This is a genomic window from Embleya sp. NPDC020886 (assembly GCF_044333915.1).
Classification (GTDB): Bacteria; Actinomycetota; Actinomycetes; order Streptomycetales; family Streptomycetaceae; genus Embleya.
Window position 1 is genome coordinate 17118 of the sequence record NZ_JBIRRX010000010.1, and the last position, 17443, is coordinate 34560.

Sequence of the window (17443 nt, forward strand, 5' to 3'; positions counted from 1 at the left end):
GTGCGGGTGGATTCGGGAGCGCGGCTACGGGGTCTCCAACCCGATCGCGCCGTCGGCCGCGAGGCGGTCGATCTCCGCGCGGGACAGGCCCAGTTCGGCCTCCAACACCTCGGCGGTGTGTTCGCCGACCCAGGGCACCCGGGTCTCCGGGCCCTCGGCGACGCGGGAGAGCTTGACCGGGTTGCCCGGCGACAGGACCGGTGCCGGGTCGCCGTCGGTGCGCTCCATCTCGACGATCATGTTGCGATTGCGCACGTGCTCGTCCTCGATCACGTCGCCGGGGTTGTACACGGGGCCGGACGCGACGCCCACCCCGCTGAGCGCCGCACACGCCTGCAGGCGGGACTTGTCCGCCGCCCATTCCTCGATGCCCGGCCGCAGGATGTCCTCGATGTGGTCGAACCACTCCTGGGGGCCGGCCAGGCGTGGGTCGCTCTTCCACTGCGGCCTGCCGACCAGGTCGGCGAGCGCCGCGAACATGTGCGGGCGGGCGCACTGGATCAGGAAGTAGCCGTCGAAGGCCCGGAACGAGTGGTTGATCAGCGGCGCCAGGCCGGGGTCCTTCAGGCCCATCGACCAGTAGCTGATGCCCGCGTCGTTCAGCGCGACCATGGCGTCGAACATGGAGATGTCCACGTACTGGCCGACGCCGGTCGCGTCCCGGTGGCGCAGCGCGGCGAGCACGCCGATCACCGCGAACAGGGCCGAGCCCGAGTCGCCCAGCGCGCCCAGCGGGGACACCACGGGCGCGGTGTTCGGGTCGCGCTTGAAGTCGTACAGACCGGCCATGCCCTCGGCGACCGGGGCGTACGCGGGCCAGGACGCGTACGGCGACTCGGTGGTGTTGCCGAAGCCGGACACCGAGAGGTAGATCGCACGCGGGTTGACGGCGGCGATGTCCGCGAAGCCCAGGCCGAGCCGGCCGGCCGTACCCGGCTTGAAGTTCTCGCAGACGATGTCCGCCTTCTCGGCCAGGCGCAGCACGATCTCGCGGCCCTCGGGGTGCTTGAGGTCGACCGTGACGCTGCGCTTGCCGAGGTTGTTGCGCAGGAAGGTGACGCCGACGCGGCGGCCGAGCGGGTCGGTCATCATCGGCAGTGCGGCGCGCCCGGATTCACCGACCACGGGCGACTCGATCTTGATGACCTCCGCGCCCAGGCGGGCGAGCATCTGCGTCGCGTAGGGGAGTGCCTGCATCTGTTCGATGGCCAGGACCCGGATCCCGTCGAGCGGCTTTCCGAAGCGTTGCAGGTCGGCGCCTGCCACCTCTCCCACGCGCATGGTCACTCACTCCCTGTTGTGCGGTCGTACGTGTGCCGCGCGGTCGACCGGCCGGCCGAACCTGCTGCAGCCGTGATGCCCGGGACCCGGCGAAGCGCCTGCCGGGCGCCTCGTACGAGTGCCCAATAGTCGCGAGACAGGCACCTCGTCACCATAGCTGACGGACAGTCAGATGAGCATGGGTCGAGTCCCGTGCCGCTCGTCACGCGCCCGGATCCGGGGGTCGCGCGGCGTTTCCGGTGGAGGTGCGCGAGGGGCGGAGGCGCTATTGTTGGTTGAGCCATGCAGTTAATGCGTGGCGAGCGACAAGGGGGCGGTCATCGACACCGCGACGACACCGTGTGACGAGCCGACAGCCGGCCGCGCACCGGACGAACTCGGACGCGAACTCGCGCGTCTCATGCGGCTCACGGCCGCCGCCAAGGCGCGCAGTCGCGCCGAGAGCGGCCCCGTGCCGGACGGGGGAGACCGGCTGCTCCTGGCCTACCTCGTGATGGAAGGGCCGCGCCGCGTCACCGACCTGGCCGTGATGACCTTCCTGGACGTGTCCACGGTCAGCCGACAGATCGCCTCGCTGGTCCAGCGCGGCCTCGTCGAGCGCCGCCCCGACCCCAGCGACGGTCGCGGCACCCTGCTCGCGGCAACCGAGGCCGGGGCCCAGGCGTTCGAGATCTACCGCGCCCGCCGCCAGGCCGAACTGGACCGGGTCACCCGCGACTGGTCCGCCGACGAACGCGAAACGCTCGTCCACCTCCTCGGTCGCTTCAACGACGACCTCGAACGAGACCAGGCACCCACGCGCGACGCCGCGCCCGGTGCACCGGAAGGCCGTACCGCATGACCGACACGAAACCGCAGGCCGCACCCGACCAGGCGGCGAGCGAAAGCGGCCTGAGCCACCGCCAGATCATGACGATCCTGTACGGCCTGATGGCCGGCATGTTCCTGGCCGCGCTCGACCAGACGATCGTCTCGACCGCGATCCGCACCATCTCCGACGACCTGCACGGCCTCAGCCGGCAGGCGTGGGCCACCACCGCCTACCTGATCACCTCGACGATCGCCACGCCGCTGTACGGCAAGCTGTCCGACCTGTACGGCCGGCGCCCGTTCTACCTCGCCGCCATCACCATCTTCGTGGTCGGCTCCGCCGCGTGCACGTTCTCCACGTCGATGTACGAACTCGCCGGCTTCCGCGCCCTCCAGGGTCTGGGCGCGGGCGGTCTGCTGTCGCTCGCGTTCGCGATCATCGGCGACATCGTGCCGCCTCGCGAACGCGCCCGCTACCAGGGCTACTTCCTCGCCGTGTTCGGCACCTCCAGCGTGCTCGGCCCGCTCGTCGGCGGCTTCTTCGCCGGCCAGGGCGAGATCCTGGGCATCGCGGGTTGGCGCTGGGTGTTCCTGGTCAACGTGCCGGTCGGCGTGGTGGCCCTGCTCGTGGTCGGCAAGGTGCTGCACATCCCGCACACCCGCCGCCCGCACCGGATCGACTGGTTCGGCGCGGCCACCCTGACCCTGGGCGTCGTACCGCTGCTGATCGTCGCCGAACAGGGCCGCGAGTGGGGGTGGGGCTCGGGCGCCTCGATCGCCTGCTACCTGATCGGCTCGATCGGCGTGCTCACCTGGATCCTGGTCGAGCACCGGATGGGCGAGGACGCGCTGATCCCGATGCGCCTGTTCGCCGACCGCATCTTCAGCCTCGCGTCGCTGATCGGCCTGATCTTCGGGATGGCCATGTTCGGCGGGTTCCTGCTGATCCCGCAGTACTTCCAGATCGTCAAGGGCGCCGGCCCGACCGAGGCCGGCCTGCTGATGATCCCGGTCATGGTCGGCATGATGGGCTCCTCGATCCTGTCCGGCCAGATCACCTCCAAGACCGGCCGGTACAAGATCTTCCCGATCCTGGGCACCGGCATCGCCACGATCGCGATGGGCCTGTTCGCGTTCTTCGTCGACGCCGAGACCTCGCTCGTGACCACGAGCCTGTTCATGGTCCTGCTCGGCGTCGGCCTCGGCCAGTGCATGCAGACGCTGATCCTGGTCGTACAAAACGCCGTTCCGCCGAAGGACATGGGCGTGGCCACCTCCGCCGCGACCTTCTTCCGGCAGATGGGCGCCACCGCCGGCACCGCGGTGTTCCTGTCCGTGCTCTTCAGCAACGTCTCCGGGGAGATCGCCAAGGCGTTCACCCGGGACGTGCGCACCCCCGCGTTCCAGTCCGCGCTGGCCGATCCCGCCGTGCTCGCCGACCCCGCCAACGGGCCGGTGATCGATCTGGTCCGGAACCCGAACCCGGGCGGCGCGCAGGGCTCCGGCGTGCTCAGCGACTCCTCCTTCATCCAGCACCTGGACCCGCGCCTGGCCGCACCCTTCAAGGAGGGCTTCTCCGAGGCGATGCAGTTGGTCTTCCTGATCGCCGCGTGCGTGATGGCGGTGGCGTTCGTGCTGGTCTTCTTCATCAAGGAGGTACCGCTGCGCACCATGTCCGGCCTCCAGGCCAAGGCCGCCGCCGAGGCGGCGGAACTGGCCGACGCACAGGCGACCACCGCCGCCTCGGAGCAGGCCGAACCGTCGCAGCAGCCCGCCACCGCCGGCTCGGCGTCCGCTGCGCCCCCATCGTCGGAACAGGACGCCCGACGCGCCGTCGGCCGCCGCCGGCCCGAACGAGACTGACCGCGCCCGACCCCGGTCGCACCGGCCGGACGGGGCCTTCCACCCCGTCCGGCCGGCCCGAACACCCGCACCACGAGCCGAGCGCCGCACACCGGATCAGACCCGGTGCGCCCCACGCCGCACGACCACCCGCCACGCCCACACCGCCGCGCCCAGGTTCACCGCGGCCAGCGCCACGAACGTCACCACGGCCGCGTGCGCCGAGGCGGCGGCACCCGGACCGGTCGCGGACAAGAACGCGGTCCCGTACGTGGCCACCCCCAACACCGCGCCGACCTGCATCAGCGTGACCAAAACCCCGCTCGCGTCGCCCGCGTGCTCGGCCCGCACCCGACCCAGCGCGCCCGCCATCAGCGGCCCGATCACCGCGCCCTGGCCCAGACCCATCGCGGCCAAGCCGCACGCCAGCGCCACGCCGCCGTCGCGGCCGCCGTGCACCGAGGCGGCCATGCCGACGTACGACACGGACACCAGCGCGAAGCCCAGGTACGCCACGTGCGTCCGGATCCGCTCCGGCAGCCGCCCCCACCCCAGCCCGGAAATCGCGAACCCGATCGCACACGGCACATAGGTCAGCCCGGCCCGCAGCGGACTGTCGCCGAGACCGGACTGAAGGTGCAGCGCCAGGGTGAACAGGAACCCGCTGTAACTCGCGATCCCGATCAGCAGCGCGATCCCGCCGGACAACAACCCGGGCGAACGCAACACCGCCCCCGGCACCAACGGCGAACCACCACGTGCCGCCACCGCCCGCTCGACCAGCGCGAACGCACCCATCCCGAGGACCCCCGCCGCGAGCACCAGCCAACCCCACACCGGCCAACCCTGCTCGTGCCCCATCACCAGCGGCACCACCAACGCGAGCATCGCCGGCGCCAACACCAGCACGCCCGGCACGTCCAACCGACCCCAACCCGTGCGCGTCCCCGGATCCGGCCCGTCCCCGCCCAACGCCCGCCACCCCACCACCAGCAACAACACGCCCAGCGGCACATTGACCAGGAACACCGGCCGCCACCCGGTGCCCAGCAGATCCGCGCTCACCAGCACCCCGCCCAGGATCTGCCCGACGACCGCACCACCCGCGATCGCCGTCTGGTAGAGGCCCATCGCCGCGGTCCGCCGCCGCCCCTCGAACCGGCGCTGGATCAACGTCAACACCTGCGGCACCAACAACGCGGCACCGGCGCCCTGAAGACCCCGGAACACCACCAACTCACCCGTGGACCCGGCCAGTCCACACGCCAGCGAGGCCAGCGTGAACAACCCGAGCCCACCCAGGTACGTCCGGCCGTACCCGAAGATCGAGCCCAACCGCGAACCGGTGATCAACAACATCGCGTAGGCGATCGTGTACCCCGCGATGATCCACTGCAGCCCGGCCCCCGACGCATGCAGGTCCGAACGCATCACCGGCGCCGCGACGTTGACGATCGACGCGTCCAACACCGCCATGAACTGGCCGGCCACCAGCACCACCAGCAGCACCGTGCTCGCGGCCCCGCGCCGGGCCGCCCCCCGTTCCCGCTCCGTCTCCTCGCCCGCGCCCCCGAGAGCGGTGGTCACCCGCTCCACGTCCCCCTCGCGCCGGGCGTCGCTGCCCGACATCAGATCCGTATCGTTCATGGAGACGACTGTGATCGGCCCCGGGTACCCGGACCAGTAGCCTGGTTATCCGGGTATAACCAGGCACCTGGCAATCGCCTGCACCGGGACACAGGATGGACCGATGACCGGCAGCCCACGCACCGACGCCGTTCCCGAACAGCACGACCGCCACCGGGCCGACCTCGACCCGAGCGACACCCACCGAGCGGACCCGCGCGCCTTCGAGCGCGCCGTGCCGCAATACGTGGGCCCCACCCGCGCCGCCTCGCGGGCCGAACTCGGCGCGTTCCTGCGCAGCCGCCGGGAGCGCATCACCCCGGACCAGGTCGGCCTCCCGGTCGGCCGCCGCCGGCGCACCCCGGGCCTGCGCCGCGAAGAGGTCGCCCAACTCTCCGGCGTGGGCGTCACCTGGTACACCTGGCTCGAACAGGGCCGCCCGATCAACGTCAGCGCGCAGGTGATCGGCGGCATCGCCCGCACGCTGCGCCTGGACGGCGTCGAGCTGGAGCACGTCAAGCGGTTGGCCTGCGTACCGAGCACGGCGACGCTGCGCAGCGAGAACGCGGTGGACGTCGACACCCAAACCCTGCTCGACGACTTCGCCACGCTGCCCGCGGTCGTGATGAACGGGCGCTACGACGTGCTGGCCTACAACGACCTGTACGCCAAGGTCTTCCCGGCCCTGGTCGCCGCTCCCCGAGCCCGGCGCAACCTGATCTGGGAGCTGTTCACCCGACCCGCGTGCTGCAACCCGTTCCACGAGTGGCGCCAGGAGTGCCAGGGCCTGGTCGGCGTGCTGCGCGGCACCTACGCCCGCAACATCGGCGATCCGGTCTGGGTCGCGTTCATCGACGAACTGGTCGAGGCCAGCCCCGAGTTCGCCAAGGCATGGGCGGCCCACCCGATTTCGCTCACCCGCACCCGGGTCAAGTACTTCCGCCACCTGGACGTCGGCGTGCTGCACGTGCGCGCCATCCCGACCGATCTGACCGCCGCCCCCGGCCAGCGCCTCAGCGTCTACGTACCGCAGAGCGAGGAGACCCGCGCCCGCCTGGCCCGGCTCACCGCACCGGACTTCGTCCCCAGCGCGCCCCACGCGCACCCGGGACCGTGAGTGGGCGAACGCACCCGGAGAAACGCCGAAGGGCCGGCGGATCGTGACGATCCGCCGGCCCTTCGATACCTCTGGTGCGCGATACTGGGATTGAACCAGTGACCTCTTCCGTGTCAGGGAAGCGCTCTCCCGCTGAGCTAATCGCGCGGGCGCCGTGCGTGAACCGTGTGGTGCACGTACTGCGTGTTTCGGTGGTGCGACGTGCGCGATACTGGGATTGAACCAGTGACCTCTTCCGTGTCAGGGAAGCGCTCTCCCGCTGAGCTAATCGCGCGGGAAGTTCACCTTCGGCACGGAGCCTCGGGGTCTCTTGGAGGTGGAGACGGGATTTGAACCCGTGTAGACGGCTTTGCAGGCCGTTGCCTCGCCTCTCGGCCACTCCACCAAGTGAAGGAACCATAGTGGGTACCCACTACTTTCCTCTACTTCTTCCGAGCGGACGACGAGATTCGAACTCGCGACCCTCACCTTGGCAAGGTGATGCTCTACCAACTGAGCCACGTCCGCCTGTCGACCCGAGCTGCGTTTCCGCGTCCCGGCGACGTTGAGAACTTTAGCGGATCCGAGGGCCATCACAAAAACCGATTCCCCGCAGACCCCGCCGGGCGACCCGCGCAACCTGCGAAAACGACCGAGGCCGGCTCGAACCATCAGGGTTCGAACCGGCCTTCGGCGTGGTTCGCCGGGCCGCGCCGAGGGACCTCGGCACGCCCCTCGACCGGGGCTCGCCGCCGTCTCCGCGGGCCCGGACGGGTCTTCGGCTCAGCTTCGGCGCTCGCCCGAGGGGGCGGGTTCGGCGGCCGGGGCGGTCGGGGTGTGGGCCGGGTCCGGGGCGGCCTCGGCGTCGTCGGCCTCCTTGGCGGGCGACGCCGGCTGGGCCGGGGCCTGGGCCGGGACCTGGGGGAGTTCGGCCTCCACTCGGGATTCGGCCGGAGTTCGGACTTCGTTCTCGACCGCGTCCTTGCCTTCGCCGGGCTCGGCGTGCCCGCTTTCCTCCTCGACCGCAGGCTCGGCGGCCGGCTCGGCAGGGGACGGGGTGGCGGCCTCGGCAGCGGGCTCGGCGGACTCCGCGACCTCGGCAGGCTTGGCCAGGGACACCGATTCGTGCGATTCGGCCCGTACGGGCGCGGCATCCGCCGTGGCGACACCGGCGGTCGGCGCGGCGGTGGGCCGCGGCGGCGGAACCCTCCCGGGCTGCGGGGCCGGCGTCCCGCCGACCGGCAGCACGGTGGTCGCATCGGCAACCACCGGAGCCTCATGATCGGCCGGAGCCGGAGCCGGAGCCGGAGCCGGAGCCGGAGCCGGAGCGGCAGCCGGTGCCGGAGCCACAGCCCCGTCGGCACCCGCCGCGCCCGAGTCCACCGCGGTCGGCGCCTGCGGCACCGGCGGAGCCCCCGGCGTGCCCGGAGCCTGCGGCACCGGCGGCGCGAAGTACTGCGCGGTCGGGGCCTGCGCCGGATAGGCCGCCCACGGCGCGGGCGCGCCACCGGGGAAGCCGACCGGCATCCCGGGCATCCCCGGCATCCCGCCCGCAACCCCGGCGGGCACCAGCCCCGAGGCGAAGGCCAGTGCCTCGCGCTCGTGCTGGAACGTGGTGATCCTGCGGACCACCAGGATCGCCGCGACCGCCGCCAGGATCAGCACCAGGTCCGCGACCCCGGAAAGCACGTCGATGGTCCGCAGCCGGTCGGCGTCGGACAGCACGATGTCCTCGTCGAGCGGGTAGGACAGCCGGCTCGCGAAGAACAACACACCCGAGGCCACCAGCAGCACCCACCAGGCCCACAACAGCGGCAACCGGCCGGGGGTACGCCCGCCGCGCTCGGCGGTGCGCGGATCGCTCGCGCGCCACACGTCGTGCAGGATCAGCTTGGGAAACCACAGGCTGACCACCGGCACCAGCCAGCCGCCGATCGCCCATCCGGTGGACAGATGTTGCTTCGAGGGGCCGAACAGGTCCACGTTGGCGCGTGCCCGGTACATCCAGACGATGAACAGCACGGCCGTCGCGATCATCGACAGGACCAGGAACACCGTCGCCGCCGCCACCAGCGAATCCGAGTCCTCGGCCTTGGTGCGCAGCGCGTCCGTCATGCCGAGCTCACCGGCGTCGGCGATCTGCTGCAGCACGTCCGCACGGTGGAAGAACGCCGCCGCGCACAGCGCCGCGAACACTGCGGACAGCGGCAGCAGGACGTACAACGTCACGGCGAGCCCACGCAGTGCCCGAAACGGCTGCGGCAGCCAACCCGGGTACGGCGAGGCCGGATACGCCCCGGGCATGCCGTACGGGGCCTGCGGGGCGAACTGCGCCGGTGCGTGCGGGGCGAACTGTCCCGGCGCGTGCGGATAGGCACCCGGGTACGCGCCGGTCGGCGCGGGCGCCGGTGCGGGTGCGGCGTACGGATCCGACGCCGCGGGAGTGGCGGGAGGCGCGGCGGGCCCGGCGACCACGGGGGTCGACCCGGTGCCGGCCTGCTGCGGTGCGGCGGCGGCCGGGACGGCGCCGCAGTACGAACAGCGGTCGGCCCGCGTAGACCAGGTGTCGCAGGCGGAACAGTGCACGGATGAACGTCCTTCGATCGCGTGGTGCTGTGGAGACTTCGGGGGCCGGGGCGAACCGACCGGGGGAGTGCGGTCACCGGACTCGGGGCTGCCGGATCCCTACCCACCGTGCCGCATCATGCCGTGCCGGACCGGCACACGGGAACGCGGAATCGGCTCGGGGCGGTTCCGGGCGCGTCGGGTGCGTGGGAACAGGCGGACGAAGCCGCCGATGCCGGGCCGCTCGGGCCGCTCGGGACGTCGGGACGTCGGGACGTCGGGACGTCGGGACGTCGGGACGTCGGGACGTCGGGACGTCGGGACGTCGGGACGTCGGGACGTCGGGACGCCCTTCTACAATGGACGATCTGATCCGCGCGCCGATCCGCCACAGGTGCCGCGGTCGCGACCCCGGAACGAACCAGTGAGTCAGCCACCTCCTCTCGCCCATCTCGGCGGGCGCTTGGCCACCGGCCTGCGTGACGTCACCCGTGACCCGGCCGCCCTGGACTCGCACGGGTTCTGGGCCGTCGTCGCCGACTTCGAAGGCGACCTGTTGTGCGCACGCTTCGACGAGGTGCGCCCGGCCCCGCTGCCCGCCGCGCCGTGGACCGGACCGCCCGCCCACGCCTGGACCGACTCGCTCGGCGCCGACGCCTACCGCGCCGGGGTGCGCCGGATCCGCGAACACATCGCCGCCGGCGACGTGTACCAGGTCAACCTGTGCCGCCTGCTCAGCGCACCGCTGCCCGAGGACGCCGACATCCTCGGCCTGGCCGGCCGCCTCGCCCACGGCAACCCCGCCCCGTACGCGGGGGTGATCCGGCTGCCCGCGCACGACGTCCACGTCGCGTGCGCGTCGCCCGAGCTCTACCTGCAGCGCGCCGGCGACCGGGTCTGGTCCGGCCCGATCAAGGGCACCGGCCGCACCGAGGCCGACCTGCTGCCCAAGGACCACGCCGAGAACGTGATGATCGTGGACCTGGTCCGCAACGACCTCGGTCGGGCGAGCGCGATCGGCTCGGTCACCGTGCCCGACCTGTGCGTGGTCGAGAAGCACCCCGGGCTGGTCCACCTGGTCTCCACCGTCGCCGGCACCCTGGCGCCGGGCGTGGGCTGGCCCGAACTGTTCGCCGCGACCTTCCCGCCCGGCTCGGTCAGCGGAGCGCCCAAGAGCAGCGCGCTGCGGATCATCGACGAACTCGAACCCGTCCCGCGCGGCCCGTACTGCGGTGCGATCGGCTGGGTCGACGCGGACCGCCGCGAGGGCTCGCTCGCGGTGGGCATACGCAGCTTCTTCATCCGGGACGGCAGGCTGTGCTTCGGCACCGGCGCGGGCATCACCTACGACTCCGACCCGCAGCGCGAGTGGGAGGAGACCGAACTCAAGGCCCACCGTCTGCTCGCGGTGGCGGGGCGGGACTATGCGTCGGGACCCGGACCCGAGCATGTCGGGCAGGACGCGCAGCACTCGGTTGTCCCGGAGATCCCGGACAACGCATCGCATGCCTCGGAGGGCGCATGAGCAGAATCTGGCTGAACGATCGCCTCGTCGACGACGAGCAAGCGGTGATTCGGGTGGACGACCACGGTCTGACCGTCGGCGACGGCGTCTTCGAGACGATGCGGGCGGCCGACGGGCGGGCTTTCGCCACGACCCGACACCTGGATCGGTTGGCCCGTTCCGCGCGTGGTCTCGGGCTGCCCGCCCCCGACCTCGACGCGATCCGCCACGCGTGCGCCGAGGTGCTGGCGGCCAACCCGCTGCCCGGCGTCGGCCGACTGCGGATCACCTACACGGGCGGTCGCTCGCCGCTGGGCTCCGAGCGCGGCAACGCCGCGCCGACGCTGGTGGTGGCCCTCGGCGCGGCCAAGCCCCGAAGCGAGAGCACGGCCGTGGTCACCGTCCCGTGGACCCGGAACCAGCACGCGCCGACCACCGGGCTCAAGACCACGAGCTACGCCGACAACGTGGTGATGCTCGGCTATGCCGCCGAACGCGGCGCGAGCGAGGCGCTGTTCGCGAACACGGCCGGCAACCTGTGCGAGGGCACCGGCTCGAACGTGTTCGCCGTACTCGACGGCCGGTTGCTCACCCCGCCGCTGTCGGCCGGCTGCCTGGCCGGGATCACCCGCGCGCTGGTGCTGGAATGGGTCGGCGCCGAGGAGGTCGACCTGCCCCTGGCCGCGCTCGCCGAAGCCGAGGAGCTGTTCCTGACCTCGTCGCTGCGCGACATCCAGGCCGTGCATCGGATCGACGGGCACACCCCGACCGCCCCCGGCCCGCTCACCCGCAAGGCCAAGGAGATCTTCGCGGCGCGCTCCGCCGAGGACATCGACCCGTGATCCCGACGTACCGGCGGTCCCGGCGCGCCGACGCCGCGGGGACCTCGTTCGCGGCGGCTTGATCACGCGTGGCCCGGGCCCGATTGGCCGGGGCCACGCGCGGGCAGCACTGCCGGTAACGGGGCATTGCGCCCGGGAAGGCGGGGGCCACCCGATGACCACCACTGTGCGACCGGCCGGACCTGGCCGGGACGGCGTGTACTCGATCTGCGCCAACGGCCGATCCGTCGGCGGCGTGCATCTGACTCCGCTGGGCCCGTGGGGTCCCGGCATCGGCTGGATCCTGCACATCCAGGTGTTGCCGTCGCGCCGCCGCCGCGGCCATGCCTGCGTGGCGATGCTCGCCGCCGAGGAGATCATGCGCGGCCTGCGCTGCACCCGGATGGCGGCGGCCGTCCCCGAGGGCAACCGGGCGGCGACCGGCCTCGTCCGGGCCCTGGGGTACACCTCCGACAGCAGCCGCCTCGCGGCCCCCGTGCGCACCACCGGCATGCCGCCCGGCGTACGAATGATGGACGCCGACGAACGCGACGCGTGGTGCGTGGGGGAGCTGCACCGGTACGCGGCGGATCTGCGTGCGGCGGGCTGGGCCGACGCCGCCGCGGAGAGCCGGGCCCGGGCCCGGTTGCCCGACCGCACCGCGCCCGCGCCGTACACGCTGGGCGAGGGGGCGGTGGTGTGGGTCGTCGACGGCGTGATCCTGGCGCTGACCGCGCCGACCCCGGCGGACGCGGCGACCCTGCTCCGCGCGGCCGGCCACGTGACGGCGGCGCAGGGCCTGCACGAGGTGGCCATCGAACTCCTCGACGACACCCACGCGAAGGTCTGTACGGCGGCGGGATTCGCGCCGCGCACGCGTTATTGGGGGAAACCCATCCTGTGAGGGTCGGGTACATCCCTGATCCTGGGTGTACTCCACGGGGAGGAGATGCATCGGTCGGTGTCCTCCCCGAGTACTGATCCGACCGCCGATCGTGGCGTCCGGAGGCGGAGGAGACGACGATGGGGGTGGAGGAAGTACCAGGTCCGACAAGACCGACACCGATGCTTCGAACGTCCTGCAGGTTTCGAATGCTTCGTACGAGGAGGAGGCCGAGCGCATGTCCGGCGCAGATGTGGTGACCGGCGCCCTGTGCATGGCGCTGACGGGTCTCGGCCTGGTCATCGCGGTACAGAAGGCACGCCAACGACGTTTCCTGAACGCGACCCGGTGGACCGCCGCGGCGCTGTTCCCGATCGGGCTGTACCTGACCGGCCTGGCCACGCTGGGCCGCCGGGTGGGCAGTGCCGCCGCCGACTGGGCGACCGACCTGGCCTTCGGGATCAAGGCATGGGGCGGCGTGGCGATCCTCGCGTTCGCCGTGATGTTGCTGATGATCACCCGCATGATCGGCCGCAAGCACCCGGAGCCGACCGGTACGGCGACCTCGACCTCCGCGGATCTGTCCGCGCTGCTGGGCGGATCCGACGCGGGTGGCGAGCTGCCGCAGAGTCGGCAGCAACGGCAACCGAAGCAGCCGAAGCCGGCCCCGGCGCCCCGCTCCCGTCGCGCCGCGCGCGGTGCGGTGGACGACGAGTTCGCGGAGATCGAGGAACTGCTGCGCAAGCGCGGGATCTGAAGTCGGGGAATCCCGATTTGCGGATTACCGCCGGTTGCCGGTGGTTACCGAGAGGCGGCGTAAACACGCGCTGTGTACAACAGGGCACGCGGCGGGATGGTGAATGTGAACGCATTCCCATGCCGGAAAATGTGTTCGACTGTGCGCTTTCTTTGCGGCATGTGCGGATCGTGTACATATTCGGATCGACCGATCGCGCGGCGTGTTCGATTCACTCGTCCGGCGGTCGCGACGCGCACGGGGCGGGTGTGGCGCCCGGGGCCGAAAAGCACTCCGCCGCCCCCACCGTGTGGACGGTGGGTGCGGCGGAGTGCTGACGTACGTACCCGGCGCTGCGGACAGGGGCGTGCCCGCGGTTCCGGGAGCTCAGTTCTCGGCGAGAATCTGCGACAGTTCCCGGTCGAGATCGAAGAAGCGATGCTCGTTGCCGGGGGTGACGGCAGCGTTCGTACGCTTCAGGAACGACTCCAGCGCCCGCGCGGGCGCTTCGAGCAGGGCTTCACCCTCGGGCGAACTGAGGGCGATGCAGACGATGCTCTGTCCGTGGCTCCGGGAGGGCCACACACGAACGTCGCCGGTGCCGGAGGGCTGACGCAGCCCGTCGGCGAGAAGGTCGCGGGCGAAGACCCAGTCGACCGTCTCATCGGCACCCGTGTGGAAGGTCGCATGCACGGCGTACGGGTCCGACGAGTCGTATCGCAGCCCCGCAGGGACTGGCAATGAGGACTCGCTCGAGACGACGAGGCGCAGGTGCAGCTCACAGCTGACCGTGGTGTTCATAAGCGCCATGGCCTTTCGCTCAGTGTGCGCTCGGGGATTCGCACGTCGGCGTTCGCAACATCCCACCTGCGGACCTCTTGTAAACGTCTCTGCCCGATATACGGGCGTCTGGGTACTCCTTAAGAGCGATGCGGAGGTGTAACGTTCGCCCGCATGATTTCCGGAAGGGAACAGGCGTTCAGTTCATACCGTCATGCCCGGGCCGGGACCACACGGCACCGCCGGGCCCGCATGGAACCCTGTGCCCCCTTGTAGCGTTGTCAAGCAAGGCCGAGGCATGGTCGGCTCCGACCACAGGCCACACGGAGGTGCCCGGTGAACGACGGCCGGTACGACGAGAGAGGAAGACCAGGGATGGACACGGGGGCCGCGGACAACAGCGCGCACGCCACAAGAGAGCCCACCCTCGACCAGGGCGCCCCGAGCGGCCCGGCCGGCAAGCAGGCGAAACCATTCGGCTCCCGCGCACCCGCCTTCATCAAGCGCTCCAAGCCGTTGCACATGACCTGGCAGATCGGCGTCGCCGTGATCGGCTTCGCGATCATCGTCGGCGGCATCATCATGCTTCCGCTGCCCGGTCCCGGCTGGGCGGTCATCTTCCTCGGCCTGGCCGTCCTGGGCACCGAATTCGTCTGGGCCCAGCGCACCCTCCTGTGGACCAAGGACAAGGTCACCAAGGCCGCCAACCGCGCCCTCGACCCCAAGACCCGCCGGCGCAACATGATCATGCTCGCGATCGGCCTCATCCTGATCGGCGCCGCGGTGGCCCTGTACCTGTGGAAATACGGCCTGGCCCTCCCCTTCTGACCACCCCACCGCCCACACCCGGGGGTGCGCACAACCGCCCCCACACATGCGGTAATGTTCTCCCTGCGCCCGGGCGATTAGCTCAGCGGGAGAGCGCTTCGTTCACACCGAAGAGGTCACTGGTTCGATCCCAGTATCGCCCACCCAGGTCACAGCCCCGGATCAGAAAATGATCCGGGGCTTTGTCGTGTTGCCGGCGGCGAAGTGCCTGCTGCTCGATGCGGCGGGGCTGTCGGGGCTGTCGTGTGGAATGGCCCAGGGACGTTTCGCTCGGCAGCTTCGAAGGAGACAACATGGCCGTGTTCGACGACTTCGGTCGTCCGCTCGTTGCCGGCTTCATCGTCGAACCCACACCGGGACACGCGGAGCCCCACCACTACGACGTAGTGCTCGCCTCGGCGGGCGGAGGCAAGGGCGTGCCCCGGAATCGGGACTACACCCAGGCACTCGAAATACTGCTCCGCCGACTCGGCGGCCTGCACGGCCGGCTGCTCGATGCCGCGGTCGACAGCCGGAACACCGCGCTCCGGAAACTCCCCTTGGCGGAGCGCCGTGTGCTCTTGCCGGCCTGGCACGCCGTCGACCTGTACACCGTCAAGGACTTCAAGGAGCTGCGGCTTTCTCTGACGGGTTCGCAAAAGAACATCGGAGCGAAGCCGCGTTCGAAGGGGGGCAACGAGCGTCGACGTCTTCGACTTACCGTGAATGTCCCCGCTGCCGGAGACGCCGGGCGACTTGAGCAACTGCTCACTCGGCCGGAAACGGTCGAGATCCCGGACACCGACGAAGCAGGGATCGACGAAGTAGGGACCGGTGCGGGAGCCGGGGCCGCCGGTGAGCCCGATCGTGCACCGTACCGATCGGGGATGCCCGATGCGCGCAACCGCAAGTCGGGGCGAGGGCAGGGGCGTTCAGCGGACAGTGCCGCGAATCGAGCCGTCGAGATGCGGGCGATGGCACTCGCCGAAGCCCACTACCGCGCCGAGGGCTGGGCCGTGAGCGTGGTCGCGAACACCAGCAGTTGGGACCTCACCTGTCGCAAGGACGGTGTCGAAAAGCACGTCGAGGTCAAGGGTCTGACCGGCACCCCCGAGGGCGTCCACCTGACCGCCAACGAGGTCCGGCACGCGCTCACCTATTCGAACCCCGCGCTCTTCGTCGTTCACGGGATCGTGGTGCATCGCTGCGGTGACGAGGTCACCGCCGACGGTGGTACCGAACTGTTGTGGGATCCGTGGGTCATTGCTCTCGACCGAGCTACTGCGACTCAGTACCACTACGCCCTGGACGGCCCCACGTAGGCACGGTCGATCGGCCGGTTCGCTATGGCCGGGCACCGTGGTGTCGGCGGAGTCGGGGTGGCGGATTCCGGAGGATGTGGCGGGGTGGGCGACGCCGGCACTCACGACTGTGTGGCAACACGTCGCGCGGCAGGGGCGGTTGATGACGCGGCTGTTGCCGGAGCGCATCGGGGGCGGGGGCGGTTCCGTGCTGTTGCCGGCGACGTTGATCGAGGGAAGCTCTTCGTGAACTCGGGCCCGGCGGCGGGGTGGGTTCGGTGGGCTTCGGGTTGGCTTCAAGCGCTCGGTCGGGCTGGGTTGGGCTTGAACGGTGGTGGGGTTGTTCGGTTTCGGAGGTCGGGCCGGCCGAGTGGGTCTCGGATGCCGGTCGGGTTGTCGAGTGGCTTCGAGTGTCGGGCGGGTCGGGGGATTTGTGGGTTGGGCGGGCTGTTTGGTTTGGGTGTTGCCACTCCTGGGGGTGCGCCGAAAGTGTGGTGTGTGAGTGGGGAAGTCGACACAGTGATGAGGTTACTTTTTGGCGGATCGGGGCTCTGAGATGGGTGTTTTTCGGGCTGTATCACGTCGGGCGCGTGGGGGTGGGGCGGACCCGATGTTCCGCCGGATGGGGGATCGCGCGATGATCTCCCGGTGACCGATACCTGTCTACCGATCCGCTGCGAGTGTGCGGGGGTACACCAGTGACCGGCGCCGGAACCGGCCTGTTGTTCTCTCCGTGGTTGTGGCTGGTGATGCCGCTGATCGTTTCCATCGACGCCGTGCTGCCGATCGTGCCCGGGGACGAACTCGTGATGGCCGCGGCGGCGGTGGCCGACGGTGACCTTCGGTACATCGTCCTGGTTTTGTTGACCGCCGGGATCGGCGCCTTCATCGGGGACCAATGCGCCTACGCGGTGGGCCGCGCACGGCTGCGTCGCGGGGGCGACGCCGTGTTGGGGCCGCGTCGGCAGAAGGCGATGGATCTGGCCCGCGGCGCACTGGCCAAGGGCGGGATGTCCGCGCTGATCGCGGCCCGCTTCCTGCCCGGCGGCCGGACCGCGGTGAACATGCTCGCCGGCCGACTGGGCTACCCGCGCCCGCAGTTCCGCGCGGCGACGCTGGTCGGGGCGACCATCTCGGTGTCGTACGCGATGACGATCGGCACGCTGGCCGGGCACATCGTCGAGGACAGCCCGCTGCTGGTGGCGCTCGGCGGGATGGCGCTGGGCGCCTCGGTACCGCTGATCGTGGGAGTGCCGGCACGTGTCGTCCGCGAGGTGCGCCGTCGGCGTCACGCCGGCGAGGCGCCGGCGACCGTCGAGGTCTGAACCGGCGGCACCACGACGGTGGGGCGCGGGATCGATGCCGATCCCGCGCCCCACTCGCCTTCTCGA

The 17443-nt window shown here is 71.0% G+C and carries 14 protein-coding genes and 5 tRNA genes; 11 read left to right on the forward strand and 8 right to left on the reverse strand.

What is annotated here, in order from left to right:
* Positions 1–24: 24 nt before the first annotated feature.
* Positions 25–1281, reverse strand: a complete 1257-nt coding sequence (locus ACH4U8_RS30260; protein WP_360313855.1) for a CaiB/BaiF CoA-transferase family protein — start codon at positions 1279–1281, stop codon at positions 25–27.
* A 295-nt stretch (positions 1282–1576) separates the two neighbouring features.
* Here ACH4U8_RS30260 and ACH4U8_RS30265 point away from each other — a divergent pair, with 295 nt between their 5' ends.
* Both ACH4U8_RS30265 and ACH4U8_RS30270 read left to right on the forward strand, forming a co-directional pair.
* The gene (locus ACH4U8_RS30265) at positions 1577–2122 is read left to right on the forward strand and encodes a MarR family winged helix-turn-helix transcriptional regulator (RefSeq protein ID WP_395781529.1); all 546 of its coding nucleotides are present in this window, start codon (positions 1577–1579) and stop codon (positions 2120–2122) included.
* Positions 2119–3954 carry an MDR family MFS transporter gene (locus ACH4U8_RS30270; protein ID WP_395781531.1) on the forward strand — a complete coding sequence of 612 codons (1836 nt, stop codon included), beginning with the start codon at positions 2119–2121 and terminating at the stop codon, positions 3952–3954. The genes ACH4U8_RS30265 and ACH4U8_RS30270 overlap by 4 nt, the downstream gene beginning before the upstream one ends.
* A 96-nt stretch (positions 3955–4050) precedes the next feature.
* Here the strand turns inward: ACH4U8_RS30270 and ACH4U8_RS30275 are convergent, their stop codons facing one another.
* Positions 4051–5580, reverse strand: coding sequence for an MFS transporter (locus ACH4U8_RS30275; protein ID WP_360313849.1), 1530 nt, complete (start codon positions 5578–5580; stop codon positions 4051–4053).
* A gap of 103 nt (positions 5581–5683) precedes the next feature.
* On the opposite strand from ACH4U8_RS30275, the gene ACH4U8_RS30280 reads away from it, so the two are divergent.
* Positions 5684–6676, forward strand: coding sequence for a helix-turn-helix transcriptional regulator (locus ACH4U8_RS30280; protein WP_395781533.1), 993 nt, complete (start codon positions 5684–5686; stop codon positions 6674–6676).
* 72 nt (positions 6677–6748) lie between these two features.
* On the opposite strand, the gene ACH4U8_RS30285 is transcribed toward ACH4U8_RS30280, so the two are convergent.
* The 5 genes from ACH4U8_RS30285 to ACH4U8_RS30305 form a co-directional block, all read right to left on the reverse strand.
* Positions 6749–6823 (reverse strand) — tRNA-Val (locus ACH4U8_RS30285).
* A gap of 55 nt (positions 6824–6878) precedes the next feature.
* Positions 6879–6950: transfer RNA gene (locus ACH4U8_RS30290), tRNA-Val, on the reverse strand.
* A 37-nt stretch (positions 6951–6987) separates the two neighbouring features.
* A tRNA-Cys gene (locus ACH4U8_RS30295) sits at positions 6988–7061 on the reverse strand.
* A gap of 49 nt (positions 7062–7110) precedes the next feature.
* A tRNA-Gly gene (locus tag ACH4U8_RS30300) sits at positions 7111–7183 on the reverse strand.
* Positions 7184–7438: 255 nt separating this feature from the next.
* Positions 7439–9241 (reverse strand): DUF4328 domain-containing protein, encoded by a 1803-nt coding sequence (locus ACH4U8_RS30305; protein ID WP_395781535.1) that lies wholly within the window; start codon positions 9239–9241, stop codon positions 7439–7441.
* Positions 9242–9644: 403 nt separating this feature from the next.
* On the opposite strand from ACH4U8_RS30305, the gene ACH4U8_RS30310 reads away from it, so the two are divergent.
* The 4 genes from ACH4U8_RS30310 (at position 9645) to ACH4U8_RS30325 (ending at position 13185) form a co-directional block, all read left to right on the forward strand.
* Positions 9645–10745 (forward strand): chorismate-binding protein, encoded by a 1101-nt coding sequence (locus tag ACH4U8_RS30310; RefSeq protein WP_395781537.1) that lies wholly within the window; start codon positions 9645–9647, stop codon positions 10743–10745.
* Positions 10742–11566 carry an aminodeoxychorismate lyase gene (locus ACH4U8_RS30315; RefSeq protein WP_360313841.1) on the forward strand — a complete coding sequence of 275 codons (825 nt, stop codon included), beginning with the start codon at positions 10742–10744 and terminating at the stop codon, positions 11564–11566. Before ACH4U8_RS30310 ends, ACH4U8_RS30315 begins: the two co-directional genes overlap by 4 nt.
* Before the next feature lie 154 nt (positions 11567–11720).
* A complete protein-coding gene (locus ACH4U8_RS30320) occupies positions 11721–12449 on the forward strand; it encodes a GNAT family N-acetyltransferase (protein ID WP_379990628.1) in 729 nt (242 codons plus the stop codon).
* Positions 12450–12666: 217 nt separating this feature from the next.
* On the forward strand, positions 12667–13185 hold the full coding sequence (locus tag ACH4U8_RS30325; RefSeq protein ID WP_360313837.1) for a hypothetical protein: 519 nt from the start codon (positions 12667–12669) through the stop codon (positions 13183–13185).
* A 366-nt stretch (positions 13186–13551) separates the two neighbouring features.
* Here the strand turns inward: ACH4U8_RS30325 and ACH4U8_RS30330 are convergent, their stop codons facing one another.
* Positions 13552–13965 (reverse strand): SsgA family sporulation/cell division regulator, encoded by a 414-nt coding sequence (locus ACH4U8_RS30330; protein WP_161356292.1) that lies wholly within the window; start codon positions 13963–13965, stop codon positions 13552–13554.
* A gap of 354 nt (positions 13966–14319) precedes the next feature.
* On the opposite strand from ACH4U8_RS30330, the gene ACH4U8_RS30335 reads away from it, so the two are divergent.
* The 4 genes from ACH4U8_RS30335 to ACH4U8_RS30350 all read left to right on the forward strand — a co-directional run bounded on the left by ACH4U8_RS30335 (position 14320) and on the right by ACH4U8_RS30350 (position 17377).
* On the forward strand, positions 14320–14772 hold the full coding sequence (locus ACH4U8_RS30335) for a TIGR02611 family protein (RefSeq protein WP_360313835.1): 453 nt from the start codon (positions 14320–14322) through the stop codon (positions 14770–14772).
* Between the two features lie 71 nt (positions 14773–14843).
* A tRNA-Val gene (locus ACH4U8_RS30340) sits at positions 14844–14915 on the forward strand.
* 150 nt (positions 14916–15065) lie between these two features.
* Positions 15066–16073, forward strand: a complete 1008-nt coding sequence (locus ACH4U8_RS30345; RefSeq protein ID WP_395781539.1) for a protein NO VEIN domain-containing protein — start codon at positions 15066–15068, stop codon at positions 16071–16073.
* A 677-nt stretch (positions 16074–16750) separates the two neighbouring features.
* On the forward strand, positions 16751–17377 hold the full coding sequence (locus ACH4U8_RS30350; protein ID WP_360313831.1) for a DedA family protein: 627 nt from the start codon (positions 16751–16753) through the stop codon (positions 17375–17377).
* The last annotated feature ends 66 nt before the right edge of the window (positions 17378–17443 follow it).